Origin of the sequence: Pontibacter chitinilyticus (assembly GCF_039748935.1) — a bacterium.
Taxonomy (GTDB): domain Bacteria; phylum Bacteroidota; class Bacteroidia; order Cytophagales; family Hymenobacteraceae; genus Pontibacter; species Pontibacter chitinilyticus.
In genome coordinates this window covers 298978-317883 of the sequence record NZ_JBDIZJ010000002.1, presented here as the reverse complement: position 1 = coordinate 317883, position 18906 = coordinate 298978, and the positions used below count along the sequence as shown (strand labels likewise).

Genomic DNA, 18906 nt, shown 5'->3' with positions numbered 1-18906 from the left:
AAGGGTTTTTTAAGCTGTTTCTTTTAATAAGGAGGAGAATAGTCCTATACAAGGTTGAACAAGACGCCATCTAAAAAGTTTGGATTCTTCTTTTTAAAAATCCTATCGCGCTAAAGATGAATTGTCTTTTTACTAGGAGCACTTGAAACAAATAGTGACCTGATAGGTAAATAATATAGGTACTCGTCTAGTCGACTATTTATTGAAGGAGTGGTTCAGGCGATGCCTCACATTCTAAAAAATCAAGTTTATGAAGACGTTTACGAGTACAGTCCTCTTTCGGAGCCTTTCCATTTCTATGTTTCTCAGTGCAATCCTGCTTACCTCCTGTAGCACATCTGCCCAGCAAACGGCCACTACCACTACATCAGCCCCGGAGGCGGTAATGCCAGCTACCACCACAGCAGCTCCCATGGCTGCCTCCAGTGCGCCTCCTATTAACCGGAACCCGGAAGTAGAGGCGATGCTTTGGAATCAACATGCGAGTATGAACACCAGCATCAACAGTAGCAATGTTGGCAACATGCAGATGGCCTGGAAGTATGATACGCCTAACCCTGTAAGCCATACGCCGCTGGTGGATGGAACGGGCGTGTACTTCGGTGACTGGGGCGGTATGGTCTATAAACTAGATCGTACTGGTAAGCTCCTCTGGAAAAAAGAGGTGGAGCAACCGAAAACCATGTGGCCCTGGCATGGCTTTGCCGGCACGGGTACTTTAGGCGATGGCAAGCTCTATGAGGCCAGCGTGGAAGGGAATGCCTTCGGCATTGACCCCGCCACGGGGAACGTTCTTTGGAAAACTAAGTTTGTCGATGATCCGGAAGCCGGTGACGTGGGTACCCTTTTATACCACGATGGCTTGGTATACATTGGTGTGCAATCTGTGGAAGAGCCTATGACCCACATGAAAAAAGACTTTAAGCCTGATTTCAGGGGGCAGGTGGTGGCGCTGCGAGCAAGCGACGGCAGCATCGCCTGGAGAAGAGAGCTGGTACAGGCGCCGCAGAATGGTGTGCCGATGTGGTCTTCCTTCGCTCTGGATCCAGACCTGAACATGTTATACTTTACCACTGGCAATAACTACACCGGCGAGTCCTCAAAGATGTCGGATGCTATTGTGGCGGTAGACGCTAAGACAGGGGAGGTCAAATGGTTTGACCAGGTAACATCACACGACGTGTGGACAAAGGCTGATCAGAACGGACCGGACTATGACTTTGCAGGGGGAGCGCAACTTTTTGTCGCCAACGTGAATGGGCAGCCTACGCGGCTGGTAGGCGCAGGGCAAAAGAGTGGCACCTACCTGGTATACAATGCTGTAACTGGCGAAAAAGTATGGAACACTAACATTGGCTATGGGGGTGTACACGGTGGTATGCACGGCGATGCATCTATCGGAAAGGAAATGGTCTTTGCCTGGAGCAATAACGGGTATGCAATATCGATGCCGCCCGGCAAGCACCCGATCACAGTAAAAGGTGTCAATGCCCAAACTGGCGCGCCGCAATGGGTTATTAACCATGCGCAGCCTGCCTCTGTTACCTCGGGTTACCTGTCAAACGATGTATACCTGGTAGGTTCTTTAGATGGTACCATTCAGGCCTACCGTGCCACAGATGGCAAGCAGCTGATGCAGACCAAAGTTCCCGCTCCTATTCTCTCGCAGTTAAGAGTAGAGGGCAATACCCTTTTTTTATCGGGTGGCGTGACAGCCATGTTAAAAGACTGGGCCGATAAAGGCGATAATGGCGTGTATGCGTATTCGGTGAAGTAAAAAGCTGCTGCAGCAAAGCCCAGAAAATAAAAAAGCCACTTAACAATTTCTTGTAAGTGGCTTTTTTTCAAGCTCCCCCTCCTGGGCTCGAACCAGGGACCCCATGATTAACAGTCATGTGCTCTAACCAACTGAGCTAAGGAGGAATTCGGTTAACCAACAGGGGATAACCCGCTGATTGATGGTGCAATATTACGGCAGTTTTGAATACGACGCAAGTATGCTCTCAAAAAATGTTTGCGAAAAAGTATAAGCTGCTGTAAATCAATTTAAAATTATTAGTTCGAAATATACAGCACATTGCCCATAAGCGAGGTTTGATACTGCTTTAAGCTATACATGGCAGGCCCGGCGGTAACATTGCCCTGAAAGTTGAACTGGGAGCCGCAGCACTTATCAATTAAGAACAGGTTAGAGGCATCTACCTCTACCTGCGAGCAGGAGGCGGTGGGATCGTAGGTGCAGGCACGTTCAAAAGCTGTATACAGGTTCGCATTCTGGCGCACCAGCAGGATGCCATTATAGCCGCCCTGCAAGTATACATAGCCCCCATCCTGCCGCAACTGCGGGTACTGCAAACTGCTTACATTGAGCTGTATACTTACCGGTACATCCGGTATGCCTGGTCCTATGCCCTGGTCTTTACAGCCGCAGAGCAGCAATAATAGCACAAGCAGTGATGTCCATCGTTTAGCCATAAATTCTGTCTCTTCTGTCGCATCGCTACCTTTGTCCGCCACCTCTTTTATCCGTATTGCTTTCAGCAGGTTGCTTGTTCCGGCCTTGAATCCTTGGTCATACTGGTATACAAACGGCCGGGAAAAGCAGCACTGGAACTAAAGAGTACGGCTGCATTAACATAAAAGCGCTGGTAACCTGCCATTAAGCGCACGAAAGCAGGAGGCTTTACTGCCTGCTTTCGTGCGCTTAAAAATTAAAGCACGCTCTCGAACTGGCGCAGGAAACGTACGTCGTTTTCGGTAAACAGGCGCAGGTCTTTGATCTGGTACTTGAGCATCGAGATACGTTCAATGCCCATGCCAAAGGCAAAGCCCGAGTAGGTCTTCGGATCAATGCCGCTGCTCTCCAGTACGGCCGGGTCTACCATGCCGGAGCCGCCAATCTCCACCCAACCGGTACCTTTGCAAATGTTACAGCCTTCGCCCTTGCAGATAAGGCACGTAATATCGATTTCGGCGCTAGGCTCCGTAAAAGGAAAGAATGACGGACGGAAGCGCACTTGCGTATCCTGACCGAACATCTCTTTTGCAAAATAATAAAGCGTCTGCTTCAGGTCGGCAAAGCTCACGTTTTTATCTACATACAAGCCTTCGACCTGGTGGAACACCATATGGGCACGGGCCGAGATGGCTTCGTTGCGATATACGCGGCCAGGCATAATGCTGCGCAGCGGCGGTTGCTGTGTTTCCATCAGGCGCACCTGCACGGTTGATGTATGTGTGCGCAGCAGGTGCTGCTTGTCTTCGCTCAAAAAGAAAGTGTCCTGCATTTCGCGGGCAGGGTGGTTCTCAGGGAAATTTAATGCCGAGAAGTTATGCCAGTCATCTTCCATCTCCGGCCCTTCGGACACGTTAAAGCCGATACGCTCAAAAATACGCACGATCTCGCGACGTACCAGCGAAAGCGGGTGGCGTGTACCCAACGTATTCGGCACTGGTGGCAAGGTATAGTCAAAGGTGTGCTCGCTGGTGTTCACTGCATGGCTCAATTGCTCCTGTGCCTCGTCGAAGCGCTCCTGGGCACGGTTCTTCAGGCTGTTCAGTTCCTGGCCCACTTCGCGGCGCTGCTCCGGCGCCACCTGCTTCAGTCCGTCAAATAAATCGGCAATGCGGCCTTTACGGCCTATGTACGTTATGCGGAACTGCTCCAGTTCGGCCGCATCAGCCAGCTGTGCAGCCTCTATTTCCTGTGCTATTTGTTGTATCTTCTCAACCATCATATGCAAAGATAATAATTTGGCGGTTCTAACGGAATGCTCCCTCACGGGCTATTTCTTCAACCCGACTTTCCTCCACCGCACCACTCAGCCATAGAAACGCTTGACGGATAGAGATTAGTTTGAGCGACTCAGAAGTATTTGGCAACTTGCCCTGCAAAGCAGCAAAGCCCGAAAGGCAGAGCGGTAAACGAAGTATGGAAAAACAGCGGTGGTGTTTACCGACGCAAACCCGCCATTTACCGATTTGTTGCCGGAGCAAGCCTAATTCCCGTTGCGGCAGGCCGCGGGCTATCCTATCTTTGATTCAGAAATTAAAAATAAGACAATGGAAGAAAACGAAATGAGACCTTCAGGAAACTACGACTATAGTGGCCTGGAGAACCGACGTAGCAGCAACTCCGGCAGAGTATTGGGAGGCCTGCTGCTGATAGTAGTGGGGCTGGTATTGCTGGCCGCTAAGCTGCATACTATATTTTTGCCTCACTGGCTTTTTACTTGGCCGGTATTTCTCATCGTGCTGGGCCTGTTTGTTGGTATGCGCCACTCCTTCCGGCGCCCTGGTTGGCTGGTGTTAGTGCTGGTCGGCACCGTGTTTCTACTTGATGATCTGATGCCCGGTTTCTCTGTGCGGGCATACTTCTGGCCCATCCTGATTATTGTAATGGGTTTATGGATGATTCTGCGGCCACGCCAGGGGCGCTACCCGCGGAGGTTCCGAAGAGGAGCAGGAGCACCGCCTGCGGCCCGGGCCGAGAACATATTCTGTGGCGAAGACTCTACCTCAACAGAAGATTACATTGACTGCACCACTATATTTGGGGGAACAAAGAAGAACGTTATCTCTAAAAATTTTAAAGGCGGCGAAGTGGTAAGTGTCTTTGGGGGCACGGAGTTGAACATGATGCAGGCCGATATACAACACCCGGTGGTAATTGACACCACGCAGGTTTTCGGTGGCACCAGCATTATTGTACCGCCGCACTGGGAGGTGAAGTCCGAGGTAACAGCCATACTTGGTGGTGTGGACGATAAGCGCCCGGTTATGCCGCATAGCTATGAGCCGAACAAAGTGCTGATTCTGAAGGGTACCACCCTGTTCGGTGGCCTGAGTATTAAGAGCTACTAACGCAGCTGCCCATGATTCCCCGCCGCATTACCTGGATCTGCCTGGGCTGGGCCCTGCTCTGGACGATAGTGCAGCTTGCGTTGCTCGTCCATGCCGGCCTGCGCCTTTCTACAGCAGCATCCGACGCACTGCTGAGTAACCTGCTGCTGGCAGGTGGCGGTTATGCTGTGGGTACAGGGCTGCGCTACTATCACCCCGGGCTGCGGCAGAGTGTATACCTGTTGGGCTGGGGCTTGGGCCTGGCGATACTGTGTACGGGGGTGTTTTACCTGGTTACGGAGTGGCTGTATCAGGATGCGCCGGATTACCTGGCGCTGGTAGCGGCTACCTTGCCGGTGCGGGTGGTGTTTGCCTGGCTGATGTTGTTGTTGCTGATGCTCCTAAGCTGGCTTTGGTTTTATATGCAGGCACAGCAGCAGGCAGAAGAGCGTAAAGTGGCGACAGAGAAAATGGCACGTGAAGCCGAGCTCTTTAACCTGCGGCAGCAACTACAGCCTCATTTCCTATTCAACAGCCTCAACTCCATTAGTGCCCTGGTAATTGCCCGGCCGGAGCAGGCACGCCGGATGGTTCACCAGCTATCAGACTTTTTGCGGGGCACGCTGTGTAAGGATAACCAGCAGACAATGGCGCTGGCAGATGAGTTAGAGCACCTGCAGCTTTACCTCGAGATCGAAAAAGTACGCTTCGGTCATCGCCTGAATACCGTGATCGAATCGGATGAGGAAAGTATGCGCCTGCACCTGCCGGCACTGCTGCTGCAACCGGTCATGGAAAACGCGATTAAGTATGGCCTGTATGATACCGTAGGCGATACCACTATAAAATTTGTGGCAAAAGCAGCAGAGAATAACCTGCTCATCAGCATCGAAAACCCGTATGACCCTGCTTCGCTACGGCCCCGGAAAGGTGCCGGCTTCGGGCTTGATTCTATCCGGCGGCGGCTTTACCTGCTATACGCCCGCCACGATCTGCTCACAACGAGACAGCAGGAAGGTGTGTTTACAACCAATATCAAAATTCCGCAAAGCTTATGATTAAATGCCTGGTTATAGACGACGAGCCGCTGGCCCGGAGCATTGTGCGCGAGTACCTGCAGCGCCACCCCGATGTGGAGGTAATGCAGGAGTGCGACAACGGTTTTGAAGGCGTGAAAGCAATCATGCAGCACCAGCCCGACCTGATCTTTTTGGACATACAGATGCCGAAGATCAGTGGTTTCGAGATGCTGGAACTCGTTGACCCGGTACCCGGCGTCATCTTCACCACTGCTTTTGATGAGTATGCCATCAAAGCTTTTGAGGCAAACGCCGTGGATTACCTGCTCAAGCCCTTTAGTCAGTCGCGCTTTGATGCGGCCGTAAACAGATGGCTGGCGCAGCGCGGAGCAGGCGCCGGTACATCCGGAGGCAGCATGCCCGCACCCGATGTATTTGTCCGGCAGCCGGAGGAGCAGGGGCGCATTGTGGTAAAAGCCGGCAACGACATCCGTATTATAGCGGTAAGTGACGTGCTGTACCTGGAAGCCTGCGACGATTACGTGAAGGTGCATACGACCACGGGCTGTTTTCTCAAAAAGAAAACCATGAGTTACTATGAGAGTAGCCTCGATCCGGCACAGTTCGTACGGGTGCACCGCTCTTTCATAATCCCGCTTGCGCAGCTTACCCGCATTGAGCCTTTTGAAAAAGAAAGCCATATTGCCCTGCTGCGGAGTGGCGTGCGGGTGCCCCTGAGCAAGAGCGGTTACACAAAGCTTAAAACAGTATTGGGTATTTGATATTACATGTTTGCACTTTGATTAACAGTAGGTTATCACCTGTTCAGAAGTCTTTCAATCACCTGTTAACAGTCTAAAAAGAGCCGTTACAATAGCTGCAGCAATCCCTGACTTTGTTTATTAGCTTTTTCTAATGGAAACTTTGGTAATGAAGAATGTTTCCATAGTTTTGCTTCGAAAATGAGCATAATGGATATAGCCGTAAAAACAGAGGCCATAGAGAAGATAGCAGCAGCAGCTTTTAAGCTCTTCTGCCAGAAAGGAATTAAGAGCGTGTCGATGGATGATATTGCGCAGCAGCTGTCTATGTCGAAGAAGACGATTTATAAGTGGTTCGATAACAAAGACCAGGTTGTATACGCCGCGTGCGAGCAGTACCTGGTTTCTGTTGAAAGGAGTTGTGAGCGCATCACCCAGTCATCTGCCAATGCGGTAGAGGAGCTCCTGAATGTGATGGAACTTAATAAGAGGGTGTTTACAACGATACACCCCTCTATTTTTCATGATCTGCAAAAGTACCACCACGCCGCCTGGGAGCTGTGGGTGAGCCACAAAAACAACTATATTCTGCAACATATCAGGCAAAACGTGGTGCGCGGCATGCAGGAAGGCCTGTTTCGGAACGACCTGGACATAGACATTGTCGCCCGCCTTCGCCTGGTTATGATAGAGGTGCCTTTTAACCCTGCCGTGTTTCCGCCACACGAGTTTAACGTCCAAAAAGTGCAGCTGGCGGGCCTGGAGCACTTTATGCTGGGGATGGCTACCCTAAAAGGACATAAGCTGATAAATGAATACCGGCATACGGTAGAAGAAGAATAAACTATCTGCAACTACTACTACAAAGTATAATTATGAAAAAAAGAATCAGCCTAATACTGGCAGCACTTGCCTGGCTAGGGATTATACATGCCAATGCACAGCAGGTGCAGTCGTTTAGCCTGCAGCAAAGTATAGCGTATGCCCTGCAGAACCGCACCAGCCTGAAAATATCCCGCAACCAGCAGGAGATCGATAAAGCTAAAGTAGGCGAGATAAAGTCGGCAGGGCTGCCACAGGTAAATGGTACCCTGGATGTTGGCGACAACTTCGTGCAGCAGAAGAGCTTTTTACCTGCAGAGTTCTTCCAGGACCCGGACAACCCGAATGCTCCGGCGCCCGGCACCTTTGTGCCGGTAACCTTTACGCCGGCTTACATGGGCACTGCTACCATTACGGGCAGCCAGCTGTTGTTTGATGGCTCTTTCCTGATCGGGTTGAAAGCAGCGAAAGTATACACCGATCTGTCGCGAAAGAGCACAGAGCAGTCAGAGATTGAGGTGGCGGAGCAGGTAAGCAAAGCCTACTACAGTGTGCTGGTAAGCCAGGCGCGCATGGAGCTGCTCAACCAGAACCTGGCCCGGCTGGATACGCTCCTGAGCCAGACGCAAGCCATGTATACCAACGGCGTAGCCGAAAAGCTCGACGTTGACCGCCTGCGCGTGTCGCGCAACAACCTGCAAATGGAAAAGCAGAAAACGGAGCGCCTGCTAGAGCTGAGCAACAACTTGCTGAAGTTCCAGATGGGGCTGCCGCAAAACCAGGCCATCGCGCTGACTGACGAGCTGAAAGAAGTAGCGGTTGATGTGATAAACGTTAGCCCTGCCAATTTCAACTATAGCAGCCGCATTGAATATTCCATTCTGGAAACGCAGCAGAGCCTGGCCGAACTGGACCTGAAGAACAAGCGCTCCGGCTACCTGCCAAAGCTATACCTGAATGCCCGCTACGGCTTTAATGCGGCCAGCAACGATTTTGGTGAAGTGGCAAAAGTGACGAACTGGCTGAACTATGGCTATGTGGGAGGCCAGCTACAACTGCCTGTTTTTGACGGGTTGCGCAAGCGCTACCAGATACAGCAGGCAAGGCTTACATTAGAGAACACCAAGTATGGCTTTGAAAACCTGCGCCAAAGTATAGACCTGCAACTCACCCAAGCATCTACCGAGCTGACCAACGCCCTGGACCTGCTCCAGTCGCAGCGCGAGAACCTGGAACTGGCGCAGGAAATAGCGCGCGTATCCAAGATCAAGTTTCAGGAGGGTGTAGGCTCCAACCTGGAGGTGGTAACCGCCGAAACCGATCTGCGCGAGGCGCAAACCAACTACTATGCTGCCATTTACGATGCCCTAATCGCCAAAGTAAACCTGAACAAAGCCTCCGGCACCTTACTGACAAAATAAAACGATTGAAAAAATGATGACTGTTAGCAACATGAAAAACTTTACAACATACGCGGCCATGGCCCTGGTGCTGAGCTTGTTTGCCTGCAACAAAGGCGTTGACAAAGAAGCGCAACTGGCTCAGCTGAAAGAAGAGCAGGCGGACATACAAAGCCAGATCGCGGCGCTGGAAACAGAACTAAAATCGGAAGGTAAAACGGTGGCGGTAGAGAAAAAGACGGTGCCGGTGTCCGTTACGGCTGTAGCCCCGGATACATTTCGCCACTACCTGCAGGTGCAGGGCAAAGTAGATTTTGACCAGAATGTGCTGGTAAGCGCGAAAGTGCCCGGCGTGCTGACGAGCGTACGCGTGGAGCGTGGCGACAAAGTGGGCAAAGGCCAAACCATGGCCACCATCGATGCCATGCTGGTAGAGCAAAGTATAGCCGAACTGCAAACCCGCCTAGACCTGGCCCGCATTGCTTATGAAAAGCAGCAGAACCTCTGGAACCAGAAGATCGGGACCGAAATGCAGTACCTGACAGCCAAAAACAACAAAGAAGCCCTGGAGCGCAGCCTGGCTACCCTGCGGCAACAGCGTGATCAATACAACGTGAAAGCGCCTATCAGCGGCGTGGTGGACGAGGTAATCCCGAATACGGGTGAGGCCGTGTCGCCGGGTGTAGGCATTATCCGGGTGGTAAATACACAGGGCGGCAAGATCGTGGCTGAAGTATCGGAGGCTTACCTGTCTAAGATCAACAAGGGCGATGAGGCCACAGTATACTTCCCCGACCTGGACAAGGAGGTAAAGACGACGGTGAACGTGGTGAGCCAGTACATCAACCCAAACAGCCGCACTTTTACAGTAGAGCTGCGCATGAAGAACAGGCAGCAGGTTGCCCTGCGCCCTAACCTGGTTGCCGTGGTCCGCATCCAGGATTATAAGAATGAAAATGCAGTAGTGATACCGGTGAACCTGGTGCAGAACAATGGCAATGCCGGCTATGTGTATGTGGCTGTGCCGGATGGCAAGCGCTATGTGGCCCGCAGAAAACAGGTAGAGACAGGGATGGCTTACAACGGAAAGGTAGAAGTGCTCAACGGCCTGTCGCCAGACGACAAGATCATCACCTCCGGCTACCTGAGCCTGAACGATGGCCAGCCCGTGGTATTTGATCAGACAGCTGCTTTAGATCAGAAGTAATCCTGCTAAGTATAAAACTATGAAACAGTTTCAACCAACCAGTTGGTCCATCAACAATAAAACCAGCATTTACATCATTACGGTGATACTGACGCTGGCAGGAGTATTCTCTTATGTAACGCTGCAGAAAGAGAACTTTCCGGACATCGTGATCCCGACAATATTTGTCGGTACGGTGTATCCCGGCACCTCGCCTTCCGATATGGAGAACCTGGTGACGCGCCCGCTGGAGAAGGAGATCAAAGCTATTTCAGGCGTTAAAAAAGTAACCTCTAACTCGGTGCAGGACTTCTCCATGATCACCGTTGAGTTTAACACGGATGTGGAAGTGACCGAGGCTAAACAGCAGGTGAAAGATGCCGTGGATAAAGCCCGCCCTGACCTGCCGACCGACATGGACCAGGAGCCCAATGTACAGGAGATTAACTTTTCGGAGTTTCCGATCATGTACGTGAACGTGTCGGGCAGTTACAGCCTGGACCAACTGAAGAAGTATGCCGAAGAACTGCAGGACCGCATTGAAGCGGAGCCTGAGATTACGCGCGTAGACATGGTGGGTGCCCTGGACAAGGAAATACAGGTGAATGTGGACCTGTATAAAATGCAGGCCTCTAAGGTAACTTTCAGCGACATTGAGCGGGCCATTGCTTCGGAAAACATGACCATTTCAGGAGGCAACGTAACGGTGGGAGAGATGAAACGCTCTGTGCGGGTAGTAGGGCAGTATACGGACCCGAACCGGATAGGCGATATTGTGGTCCGGTCAGTAGCTGGTGCCAACATCAAACTCAAAGATATTGCCGAAGTGAAAGAAGGTTTTGAGGAACAGGAAAGCTACGCGCGCCTGGACCATAAACCGGTGATCACCCTCAACGTGATCAAGCGCAGCGGCGAGAACCTGATCGAAGCGACTGACAAGATCAATGCGGCCATAGCGGAGATGCAGGGAACGGTGCTGCCAAACGATCTGAAGATCACGATTACGGGTGACCAGTCCACAATGACGCGCCATACTTTAGATGACCTGATCAACACCATCATCATCGGTTTTGTGCTGGTAACAGTTATCCTGATGTTCTTTATGGGCACCACCAACGCGATCTTTGTGGGGTTGTCGGTGCCAATATCTATGTTTCTGGCCTTTGTGACCTTCTCTTTTCTGGGGATCTCGCTGAATATGATTGTGCTCTTTGCCTTTTTGTTGGCGCTGGGTATAGTGGTGGACGATGCCATTGTGGTAATTGAAAACACCCACCGCATCTTCCATCAGGGAAACCATGAGATTGTGAAATCCGCGAAAGTAGCGGCAGGAGAAGTGTTTGTGCCGGTGCTGGCAGGCACCCTGACCACCATTGCGCCTTTCTTTCCGCTGCTCTTCTGGCCGGGTATAGTTGGCAAGTTCATGCAATACCTGCCTATCACGCTTATCATTACGCTGCTTTCGTCGCTGCTGGTAGCCTTTATCATCAACCCTGTATTTGCTGTGTCTTTCATGAAGAAGGAAGATGGCAGGGAGATCTCAGGTAAGGCCCGCAGAAACGTGCTTATCATCAACCTGCTGACCTTGGCAGTGGCCGCCATTTGCTACATAGCAGGATGGTACGGTACAGCAAATATTTTGCTGCTGTGCGTAGTGCTGGTAGCGTTAAACAAGTATGTGCTTACGGGCCTGATCAACAAATTCCAGAACAAGGTGCTGCCTCGCTTTATGAACGGCTATGAGCGTTTGCTGCGCTGGATGCTGGTAGGCAAGCGGCCTATCCTGGTTTTTGTAGGCATTTTCGGGGTGCTGATCTTCTCGCTGTTCCTGACAGCAGTACGACCGCCCAAGGTGGTGTTCTTCCCCGATTCGGATCCAAACTTTGTGTATACCTATATCAACATGCCCGTTGGCACCGACCAGGTAGTAACAGACTCGGTGACCAAACTGGTGGAGCGGCGCATCTACAAAGTGATAGGTGCAAACAACCCGGATGTGGAGTCTGTGATCTCTAACGTGGCCATTGGCGCCGGCGACCAGAATGAACGCAGTGCAACGCCGCAGTCGCATAAAGGGAAAGTTACGGTAGCTTTTGTGGAGTTCATGGACCGGGTGGGTCCTAAATCAAGCAGCGAATACCTGAGCGAGATACGGGATGCAGTAAAGGGTATACCCGGCACTAATATTACGGTAGATAAGGAGCAGAACGGGCCGCCCGTAGGCAAACCAATCAGCATCGAGATCTCCGGGGAGGACTTCCCAACCCTTGTGGCCCTGTCGAAGCAGGTGGAGCAGTACATCGACCAGCAGAACATTGGTGGCATTGAGGAGTTGCGCTCAGACCTGGAAGATAGTAAACCGGATATCACCATCAATATCAACCGGGAGCGTGCTAACCGTGAAGGCATCAGCACCGGCCAGATCGGGCAGGAAATCCGGACAGCTATTTTTGGCTATGAGGCCTCTAAGTTTAAGCGTGATGAAGACGAGTACCCGATACAGGTGCGCTATGCCGAGCCTTACCGCAACAACATCGATGCCCTGCTGGACATGCGCATTACGTATCGCGACATGAACAGTGGCCAGGTACGCCAGATTCCGCTCTCGTCCGTGGCCAACATTGACTATACTACTTCCTACGGCGGCATCAAGCGTAAAAACCTGAAGCGCATGGTTACCCTGGAGTCCAACGTGCTGGCTGGCTATAATGCCAACGAAGTAGTGCAGCAGATCGAAAAATCGCTGCAAAACTTCCAGACGCCGGAGGGCTTTGAAGTGAAAATGGGCGGGCAGCAGGAGGAACAGCAGGAAACCGGCCAGTTTTTGTTGCTGGCATTGGTGGCGGCCTTCTGCATTATCTTCCTGATTCTGGTAACGCAGTTTAACTCGCTTTCAAAGCCATTTATTATACTTTCAGAAGTGCTGTTCAGTATCTCTGGGGTGCTGCTGGGTTTCTCTATCTTTCAGATGGATGCTTCCATTGTAATGACGGGCGTGGGCATTGTGGCACTGGCCGGCATTGTGGTGAAGAATGGTATCCTGATTGTAGAATTTACGGACATCTTGCTGGCCGAAGGCAAAGAACTGAAAGAGGCAATTGTGGAGGCCGGCAAAACGCGCCTGAACCCGGTATTGCTGACAGCTGCTTCTACTACGCTCGGCCTTATTCCGCTGGCGCTAGGCATCAACCTGAATTTTTATACTTTGTTCACTGCCTTTGAGCCTCATTTCTTTATGGGTGGTAGCAGTGCCACATTCTGGGGCCCACTGGCCTGGACAATTATTTTTGGCCTGGGATTTGCGACCATTATTACCTTATTGATTGTGCCGGTAATGTACCTGCTCAACGAAAAACTGAAGTATAAGCTGTTTGGCAAGCGCAAGAGCGCGGACGAGATAGCGGCTTATGATGATGAGTTTATACCTGTAGAGAAAAAAGTTAGAGAATATACCCTTTAAACCTATGCTTACGACTACAAACCAGGCTATTGAGAAGGAGGTTATCCGCATCATCAGCAAAACCAAAGAAATAAAATCCTACCGTCTGAAAGCGCATAAGCACTTATTTCAGGATTTTGGTTTCGACACTGTGGATTTAGTGGATATTATTCTTGAGCTGGAGAAGAACTTTCACATCACCATTCCGGATGAAGTTCCGATAGATACGGTGGGAGACCTCCTCAATTTTGTGGCGACGCATACCATCCGCAGAGCCAATTGAGAATAAGGTGTACACAGAACAGAGCGGGCGGGGAGGAAACTTCCCGCCCGCTCTGTTTTAAGTTCTTTTGAGGAACAATACGTTTTTACCAGATGCGCCCGAAATACACGAAGGTGCAGGTATATGCAAAAAGGGTGTAGCGGGATAGCGGTGGCAACCCAGCGGCAAGTATAGCCGTGACATGCGTGGCAGCATAGGCGGCGCACCCAGGTATAGCAATGCAGAAATTAACTAAAATAGTAAAGTTGAGCTATAGCAACAGGCTTAGTAAATGGAAATACGATACGCTTTCAGTTTCTTGTCCAAACCTCTGGCGTCACCGGAAATTTTATCGAGCAGGTCCCAGAAATGCGGGCCATGGTTTTTCTCCACCGTATGCGCCAGCTCATGTAGGATCACATAATCGCAGAGGGCATCGGGCAGGCGCATCAGGTGCAGGTTCAGGTTGATGTTGTTGGTATGGGAGCAACTGCCCCAGCGGCTTTTTGCGTTTTTAATAAACACATTGCCATACTTAAACCCGAACTTATCGGCAAAATAATCTACCCGTTGCGGCAGGTGCTGCTTGGCCTCTTTTCGATAAGCCTCCTCAATAGACTTGCGAATAAACTTCTGCACATCCGCGTCGCCTGCTTTTTTATGAGCCGGGTAAAACACATCGATGTAGCCGTTCTGAATCACGCAACGCATCCCATACTGCGCATGTGTCAGCAAGCGGAGGGCGTGGTGTTTCGTCTTAAACTCTGTAGAGTTATCGTACACGGTAACCTTTTCCTCATGCTGTTGCATGCGCGCCTGGTGCTCTTTTATCCAATCAGCTTTGGTATAAATGAGCTGCTCAGCTTTCTCAAAACTGATGTGTGGCGGCACAGCCACGCGTACTCCCTTGAGCGGGCGAACGCTAATAGTGAGGCGCTTAGCTTTCTCACTGCGCTCGATCAGTACCTTTCCTATCCCATCAATATGTAGATTGACGGACGTTAATCGTAAAAATGATGTATACACTCTGGCAAAAAGTTATAATACAAATCTGACCTGCCAAATATAGAAAATAATTTCCTTACAAAACTATAGCTATCAGTGCTTTTTATTTGAAATTCGCTAAATTAATGTATTTAAATTGTGCTATATCCTGATTGTGACTTTCTTTCCATAGAGGTGCTTTACTGGCGACAGACTAAAATAAGTGCAAAATAAAAGGCCTGGTAGAATGTACCAGGCCTTTTAAGGGTAAAGTTTTAAAGGTATTAGCGTACGTTGCCGCCAGTTGGTCCTTCGTCGTTGCTGTTCTTTGGCATCCGGCTGCTGTCGGTTGTTGCCGCCCGCACCGTCGTTTTGTCAGTGCTGGGCGCTGCGCCATCCTCTTTGGTGCCAGCGGCATTGCCGGGGGCTGAGTGTGGCTTATCTGGTCCGTTCTGTTTTGATTGATCTTTTTTGTCCTGCTGCTGGTCTTTGCCTTCCGGTTCTCCTTTCACAGGATTTGGGTCGTTGCGGTTTTCATCCCGCAGTTCACGGTATTGCGCATCGGTATGCTTGTCAGGAATACGGCCGGTCTTTAAATCACCTGCTGCGTCCTGTGCTGTCTTTTCCCATGCTTTTTTATCTTTATCTGCTTCCATAGTTTATCGGTTTAATTATTTAGTATTTGTTTCAATTTCTACGGTTCCCTCTGTCGTGTCGCTATACTTGGGCGTGCCGAAAGAAGGGTCCGCATTGTGCCGGTTATTACTTTCCTGAATTTGCTCCGGCTCCCTTACAGGCTGCGATTGCTCCCACTCTTTGTACTTGTCGAGCTCCGCTTTAATGCTGGCCATAAACCAGGCCAGCAGGCTGGCATCGTCCAGCAGGCCTATTACAGGGATCACATCCGGAATAAGATCGATCGGCATAATAAAGTAGATGATTACGGCAATACCGCCTACTACTGTGGTGGTTGGAATGCCTTTATACTCGCCGGATGTAGCTGCCTTTATCATACGCGACAGAACCTGCAGGTTTTCCCAGGCTTCGGCAGCCAACGTGCCCACGCTCTTTTTGGCAGTAGCTTTTTTGAACGCTTCATTCAATAGCGAAGCCAATTTTGACGGATGCTTCAGGTACTTTTCAGCTTTTAGCAGAATGCTCTTAAATAACGGGCTCTGGGCAATATTTTTGCCATCTGGTCTTTGATTCTCCATTGTTTATGTACGTGCTTATACAGGTTGTGTTTAGTTCATCTGCAGGGCCGGCCGCTTGCCGTGGTGCAATTTTCGCAAACAAACAGTAACCTTCCTATACTTGCCGCTAGTAAAATTGTTGTGCTTTTTAAAACAGAAAGCCCTGCAGTTTATTCCTGCAGGGCTTTCTGTTTTAATATAGAACGTAAGGCTACATCACGCGGCCGGCTGCGTAAAAGTTAGTCCGGTAAAAAGATTCGTCCAATGAACTGACACGCACACCTCCATTACTGGCCGAGTGCACGAACTTGTTATTCTTCAGGTAGATGCCTACATGAAAGATAGGCTCCTTAGGGCTCCTGCGGAAAAAAACCAGATCGCCTGTGCGCATTTTGCTGCGTTTTACATGGCGTACATCCTGAAACATGGAGCGGGAACTCCGGCTCAGGTCTATGCCGTATACATCACGGTAAATTCTGGAGACAAAGCCGGAGCAGTCGGTGCCTTTTCTGCTGCTGCTGCCGTAGCGGTAGGGTGTGCCCAGCCATTTGGTTACCGTCTCGATCAGGTGCTTGTTCTTATCGGTTTGGAAGCGGAGGCCGAGCCGCCTGGAATAGAAGCCCTCTGCTACTGCAGCTTTGGGTGCTGCTGGTGCCGGTGGTTTTAGCTCCATTGCCTTCACCATATCTTCGGGCGAGTTGATGGCGGCAGGCGTGATAACAACCGGCATTGAAGCTGCTTGTTCGGGCGTGGCCGACCTTGCAGGCGTAATTTCGTAAAAGTAAGACAGTGCAAGCGATAGGGCCGCAAGCACGCTCAGGATAATGTTTTTCGTCATCGGGTTTGGCATGTTAGTAGCCCGCCCAAGCGGACTAACAGTTTCACCTTATACTTTACAGCAGTGGCCAAATAGCATTTGGTTGCTGTGCTACTTAAAGCATGGTATTGCCATGCGATAGCGGCGGGCAAAGATAAGTGCAATAAGTTAAAGCGCCAAGCAAAATGTTTTTCTTGTTGATGCTGGGTTTGTCAAGTATCTGGCTGCTTTACAGTGGTATAGGCAGGTAAAAGGGCCACACAATTGCTTTTAGGTATAACAAAAAGTACAATTTCAGTAAATCAAGCGATGGAATATAAAATTGTAGAACGATCCTTTTTTGCCCGAATTGCACGCATGGTGCTTAAAAGTAAGAACGTTGCCATGGTGCTGGGCCGGCAGATCCATCTGAGTGGCGTAAGCCGCGACGTGTTTCTGAAAGATGAAGGTTGGCTGGCGCACGAGTTGTGCCATATCCGCCAGTTTCAGGAGCATGGTTTTTTCCGTTTTCTGTGGCTATACCTGCAGGAGTCGAAGCGGGTGGGCTACTACCACAACAAGTATGAGGTAGAAGCGCGGCTGGCTGGCATGAAGCACCGGCAGCACCTGGACCCGGCTAGCAAGGCTGCCAGCACTATCGATCCGTCGGGTTTACCGCTACCCGTTGATAGCAAAAAAGAGTAGCGAACAGCAGGCTGGCTTTCCTTTGCAGCAGGTTATCTGGCAATTGTTTTAACAATACGGCTCCTTAAGCGTTGTTATAGTATAGTAACAGATGTATAACTATCAAAACAAACGAACATGCCGAATAAATTAGAAGGTAAGAAAATTGCCGTATTAGTAGAAGAAGGATTTGAGCAAGTAGAGCTAACGGAACCGATGAAAGCCCTGAAAGAGGCCGGAGCCGAGGCGCACATCATTTCTCCCAATAAAAATGACGAGATAAAAGCCTGGAACCATACTGACTGGGGTGATAGCTTTAAAATAGATAAGAAGCTAAAAGACGTAAAAGCAGAAGATTACAACGGCCTGTTGCTGCCAGGCGGTGTGATGAACCCCGACCACTTGCGCATTAACAAAGACGCCGTGAGTTTTGTGAACAAGTTTATGGAAGCAGGCAAGCCTGTGGCTGCGATCTGCCATGGTCCCTGGACGCTGATCGAAACAGGGAAGGTAAAAGGCAAGAAAATGACGAGCTACCCCACCCTGCAAACAGACCTGAGAAATGCCGGTGCCGAGTGGGTAGACGAGGAAGTGGTGACGGATAATGGCCTTGTGACCAGCCGTAAGCCGGACGATATACCGGCCTTTAACAAGAAAATGATTGAAGAATTTGCCGAAGGTAAGCACAACAGATAACATTGTTCTTTATACATAGCAAAGGCCACCTGGTACACACCGGGTGGCCTTTGCTATGTATAAAAGTATGCGCCATTACTGCGGTGCTGCACACGTTATCCTTTCGCTTCCGTTTATCAATATGCAGGTATTAGACAGCGTTGCAGAAGTATAAACCTGGCGCAGTGCGTGCTCTTAGCCTGCCGGAATCAGGTGTAGCAACTGGCCTGCCCGGAGCTCCAGCAGTACAACCAGCACTAGGTCCAGGAGGAATAGGAACCAGGCTTGCAGCAAAATGGCTTGGCCCCAGCCCAGCAGTTGCTCTGTTTTAGCAGAATTGCGCGCGCGTTCTTTCAGGTAGCTTCCCAGAAACATGTAGGCAATATCCAGTCCTATATTCAAGTATAAAGCTTTCTTATACCACTCGTGCTGGCTTAGGCTTTGTGCCAGCGTGGGGTTGGCTGCATTACCAGAAAACAAGCTGTAGAGCACAACTGCCGCAATGCACAAATTGACAATGTTCCAGTAGAGGTTCATTTGGAAAAAAAACTTTTTGCTGCGTGTGGCCTTTGTGAGTTTGAAGCTGCCCAGGACAATGTTAAAAATGGCCCATCCGCCTAAAACCAGCATCCCGAGCTGTACCGTCTGCATCTGCCACAGGTTAAAAGTGGCAAGGGTACGGCTTTGTGCGTTGGCAGCAAAGCCCCATAAGAGCAAGGAAAACAGGCAAAGGTATTTTCTCATAAAGTGTTGCTTTGATTTATGAAGGAACGCATTCAGGAGGTGTTTCGCATACCTGCCAGCAGCATACGCCTGTTCAGCAAGGCACTGTCGGGCGTAAAA

Annotated in this window: 18 protein-coding genes and 1 tRNA gene; 11 read left to right on the top strand and 8 right to left on the bottom strand. The window is 50.3% G+C overall.

Translation table 11 applies throughout. The features are described from left to right. Positions 1–250: 250 nt before the first annotated feature. Positions 251–1777, top strand: a complete 1527-nt coding sequence (locus ABDW72_RS05005) for an outer membrane protein assembly factor BamB family protein (protein ID WP_347157361.1) — start codon at positions 251–253, stop codon at positions 1775–1777. Positions 1778–1849: 72 nt separating this feature from the next. On the opposite strand, the gene ABDW72_RS05000 is transcribed toward ABDW72_RS05005, so the two are convergent. From ABDW72_RS05000 to pheS, 3 genes are all read right to left on the bottom strand, one after another. Next, a tRNA-Asn gene (locus tag ABDW72_RS05000) sits at positions 1850–1923 on the bottom strand. Between the two features lie 132 nt (positions 1924–2055). Next, entirely contained in the window at positions 2056–2475 is a 420-nt protein-coding gene (locus tag ABDW72_RS04995; protein WP_347157360.1) for a hypothetical protein, read from the bottom strand. A gap of 236 nt (positions 2476–2711) precedes the next feature. Then, positions 2712–3734, bottom strand: a complete 1023-nt coding sequence (pheS, locus tag ABDW72_RS04990) for a phenylalanine--tRNA ligase subunit alpha (protein WP_347157651.1) — start codon at positions 3732–3734, stop codon at positions 2712–2714. 328 nt (positions 3735–4062) lie between these two features. Here pheS and ABDW72_RS04985 point away from each other — a divergent pair, with 328 nt between their 5' ends. The 8 genes from ABDW72_RS04985 (at position 4063) to ABDW72_RS04950 (ending at position 13752) form a co-directional block, all read left to right on the top strand. After that, positions 4063–4863, top strand: coding sequence for a LiaF transmembrane domain-containing protein (locus ABDW72_RS04985; protein WP_347157359.1), 801 nt, complete (start codon positions 4063–4065; stop codon positions 4861–4863). An 11-nt stretch (positions 4864–4874) separates the two neighbouring features. Then, entirely contained in the window at positions 4875–5900 is a 1026-nt protein-coding gene (locus ABDW72_RS04980) for a sensor histidine kinase (RefSeq protein WP_347157358.1), read from the top strand. Further along, entirely contained in the window at positions 5897–6643 is a 747-nt protein-coding gene (locus tag ABDW72_RS04975) for a LytR/AlgR family response regulator transcription factor (RefSeq protein WP_347157357.1), read from the top strand. The genes ABDW72_RS04980 and ABDW72_RS04975 overlap by 4 nt, the downstream gene beginning before the upstream one ends. Before the next feature lie 189 nt (positions 6644–6832). Next, on the top strand, positions 6833–7465 hold the full coding sequence (locus tag ABDW72_RS04970) for a TetR/AcrR family transcriptional regulator (RefSeq protein ID WP_347157356.1): 633 nt from the start codon (positions 6833–6835) through the stop codon (positions 7463–7465). 32 nt (positions 7466–7497) lie between these two features. Continuing rightward, the gene (locus ABDW72_RS04965) at positions 7498–8865 is read left to right on the top strand and encodes a TolC family protein (RefSeq protein ID WP_347157355.1); all 1368 of its coding nucleotides are present in this window, start codon (positions 7498–7500) and stop codon (positions 8863–8865) included. 31 nt (positions 8866–8896) lie between these two features. After that, the gene (locus ABDW72_RS04960; RefSeq protein ID WP_347157354.1) at positions 8897–10051 is read left to right on the top strand and encodes an efflux RND transporter periplasmic adaptor subunit; all 1155 of its coding nucleotides are present in this window, start codon (positions 8897–8899) and stop codon (positions 10049–10051) included. 19 nt (positions 10052–10070) lie between these two features. After that, positions 10071–13490, top strand: a complete 3420-nt coding sequence (locus ABDW72_RS04955; protein ID WP_347157353.1) for an efflux RND transporter permease subunit — start codon at positions 10071–10073, stop codon at positions 13488–13490. A gap of 4 nt (positions 13491–13494) precedes the next feature. Next, the gene (locus tag ABDW72_RS04950; RefSeq protein WP_347157352.1) at positions 13495–13752 is read left to right on the top strand and encodes an acyl carrier protein; all 258 of its coding nucleotides are present in this window, start codon (positions 13495–13497) and stop codon (positions 13750–13752) included. Positions 13753–14016: 264 nt separating this feature from the next. Here the strand turns inward: ABDW72_RS04950 and ABDW72_RS04945 are convergent, their stop codons facing one another. The 4 genes from ABDW72_RS04945 to ABDW72_RS04930 form a co-directional block, all read right to left on the bottom strand. Then, positions 14017–14757 (bottom strand): M48 family metallopeptidase, encoded by a 741-nt coding sequence (locus ABDW72_RS04945; RefSeq protein ID WP_347157351.1) that lies wholly within the window; start codon positions 14755–14757, stop codon positions 14017–14019. 242 nt (positions 14758–14999) lie between these two features. Next, positions 15000–15371, bottom strand: coding sequence for a hypothetical protein (locus ABDW72_RS04940; RefSeq protein ID WP_347157350.1), 372 nt, complete (start codon positions 15369–15371; stop codon positions 15000–15002). 15 nt (positions 15372–15386) lie between these two features. Beyond that, positions 15387–15929 carry a YkvA family protein gene (locus ABDW72_RS04935; protein ID WP_347157349.1) on the bottom strand — a complete coding sequence of 181 codons (543 nt, stop codon included), beginning with the start codon at positions 15927–15929 and terminating at the stop codon, positions 15387–15389. A gap of 190 nt (positions 15930–16119) precedes the next feature. Continuing rightward, positions 16120–16746 (bottom strand): C40 family peptidase, encoded by a 627-nt coding sequence (locus ABDW72_RS04930; protein ID WP_347157348.1) that lies wholly within the window; start codon positions 16744–16746, stop codon positions 16120–16122. 288 nt (positions 16747–17034) lie between these two features. On the opposite strand from ABDW72_RS04930, the gene ABDW72_RS04925 reads away from it, so the two are divergent. Then, the gene (locus ABDW72_RS04925) at positions 17035–17409 is read left to right on the top strand and encodes a hypothetical protein (RefSeq protein WP_347157347.1); all 375 of its coding nucleotides are present in this window, start codon (positions 17035–17037) and stop codon (positions 17407–17409) included. Positions 17410–17526: 117 nt separating this feature from the next. Beyond that, positions 17527–18084, top strand: coding sequence for a type 1 glutamine amidotransferase domain-containing protein (locus ABDW72_RS04920; protein ID WP_347157346.1), 558 nt, complete (start codon positions 17527–17529; stop codon positions 18082–18084). Positions 18085–18258: 174 nt separating this feature from the next. Here ABDW72_RS04920 and ABDW72_RS04915 read toward each other — a convergent pair whose 3' ends face one another. Continuing rightward, complete coding sequence (locus ABDW72_RS04915; RefSeq protein WP_347157345.1) at positions 18259–18807, bottom strand: DUF6992 family protein; 549 nt, start codon at positions 18805–18807, stop codon at positions 18259–18261. Positions 18808–18906 lie beyond the last annotated feature (99 nt).

What these genes read in the sequence shown, in the direction of transcription:
- ABDW72_RS04995 (WP_347157360.1), bottom strand. Translation starts at nt 2,475, where the DNA reads ATGGCTAAACGATGGACATCACTGCTTGTGCTATTATTGCTGCTCTGC.
- ABDW72_RS04920 (WP_347157346.1), top strand. Translation starts at nt 17,527, where the DNA reads ATGCCGAATAAATTAGAAGGTAAGAAAATTGCCGTATTAGTAGAAGAA.
- ABDW72_RS04970 (WP_347157356.1), top strand. Translation starts at nt 6,833, where the DNA reads ATGGATATAGCCGTAAAAACAGAGGCCATAGAGAAGATAGCAGCAGCA.
- ABDW72_RS04925 (WP_347157347.1), top strand. Translation starts at nt 17,035, where the DNA reads ATGGAATATAAAATTGTAGAACGATCCTTTTTTGCCCGAATTGCACGC.
- ABDW72_RS04950 (WP_347157352.1), top strand. Translation starts at nt 13,495, where the DNA reads ATGCTTACGACTACAAACCAGGCTATTGAGAAGGAGGTTATCCGCATC.
- ABDW72_RS04935 (WP_347157349.1), bottom strand. Translation starts at nt 15,929, where the DNA reads ATGGAGAATCAAAGACCAGATGGCAAAAATATTGCCCAGAGCCCGTTA.
- ABDW72_RS04955 (WP_347157353.1), top strand. Translation starts at nt 10,071, where the DNA reads ATGAAACAGTTTCAACCAACCAGTTGGTCCATCAACAATAAAACCAGC.
- pheS (WP_347157651.1), bottom strand. Translation starts at nt 3,734, where the DNA reads ATGGTTGAGAAGATACAACAAATAGCACAGGAAATAGAGGCTGCACAG.
- ABDW72_RS04985 (WP_347157359.1), top strand. Translation starts at nt 4,063, where the DNA reads ATGGAAGAAAACGAAATGAGACCTTCAGGAAACTACGACTATAGTGGC.
- ABDW72_RS04930 (WP_347157348.1), bottom strand. Translation starts at nt 16,746, where the DNA reads ATGACGAAAAACATTATCCTGAGCGTGCTTGCGGCCCTATCGCTTGCA.
- ABDW72_RS04940 (WP_347157350.1), bottom strand. Translation starts at nt 15,371, where the DNA reads ATGGAAGCAGATAAAGATAAAAAAGCATGGGAAAAGACAGCACAGGAC.
- ABDW72_RS04965 (WP_347157355.1), top strand. Translation starts at nt 7,498, where the DNA reads ATGAAAAAAAGAATCAGCCTAATACTGGCAGCACTTGCCTGGCTAGGG.
- ABDW72_RS04975 (WP_347157357.1), top strand. Translation starts at nt 5,897, where the DNA reads ATGATTAAATGCCTGGTTATAGACGACGAGCCGCTGGCCCGGAGCATT.
- ABDW72_RS04960 (WP_347157354.1), top strand. Translation starts at nt 8,897, where the DNA reads ATGAAAAACTTTACAACATACGCGGCCATGGCCCTGGTGCTGAGCTTG.
- ABDW72_RS05005 (WP_347157361.1), top strand. Translation starts at nt 251, where the DNA reads ATGAAGACGTTTACGAGTACAGTCCTCTTTCGGAGCCTTTCCATTTCT.
- ABDW72_RS04980 (WP_347157358.1), top strand. Translation starts at nt 4,875, where the DNA reads ATGATTCCCCGCCGCATTACCTGGATCTGCCTGGGCTGGGCCCTGCTC.
- ABDW72_RS04915 (WP_347157345.1), bottom strand. Translation starts at nt 18,807, where the DNA reads ATGAGAAAATACCTTTGCCTGTTTTCCTTGCTCTTATGGGGCTTTGCT.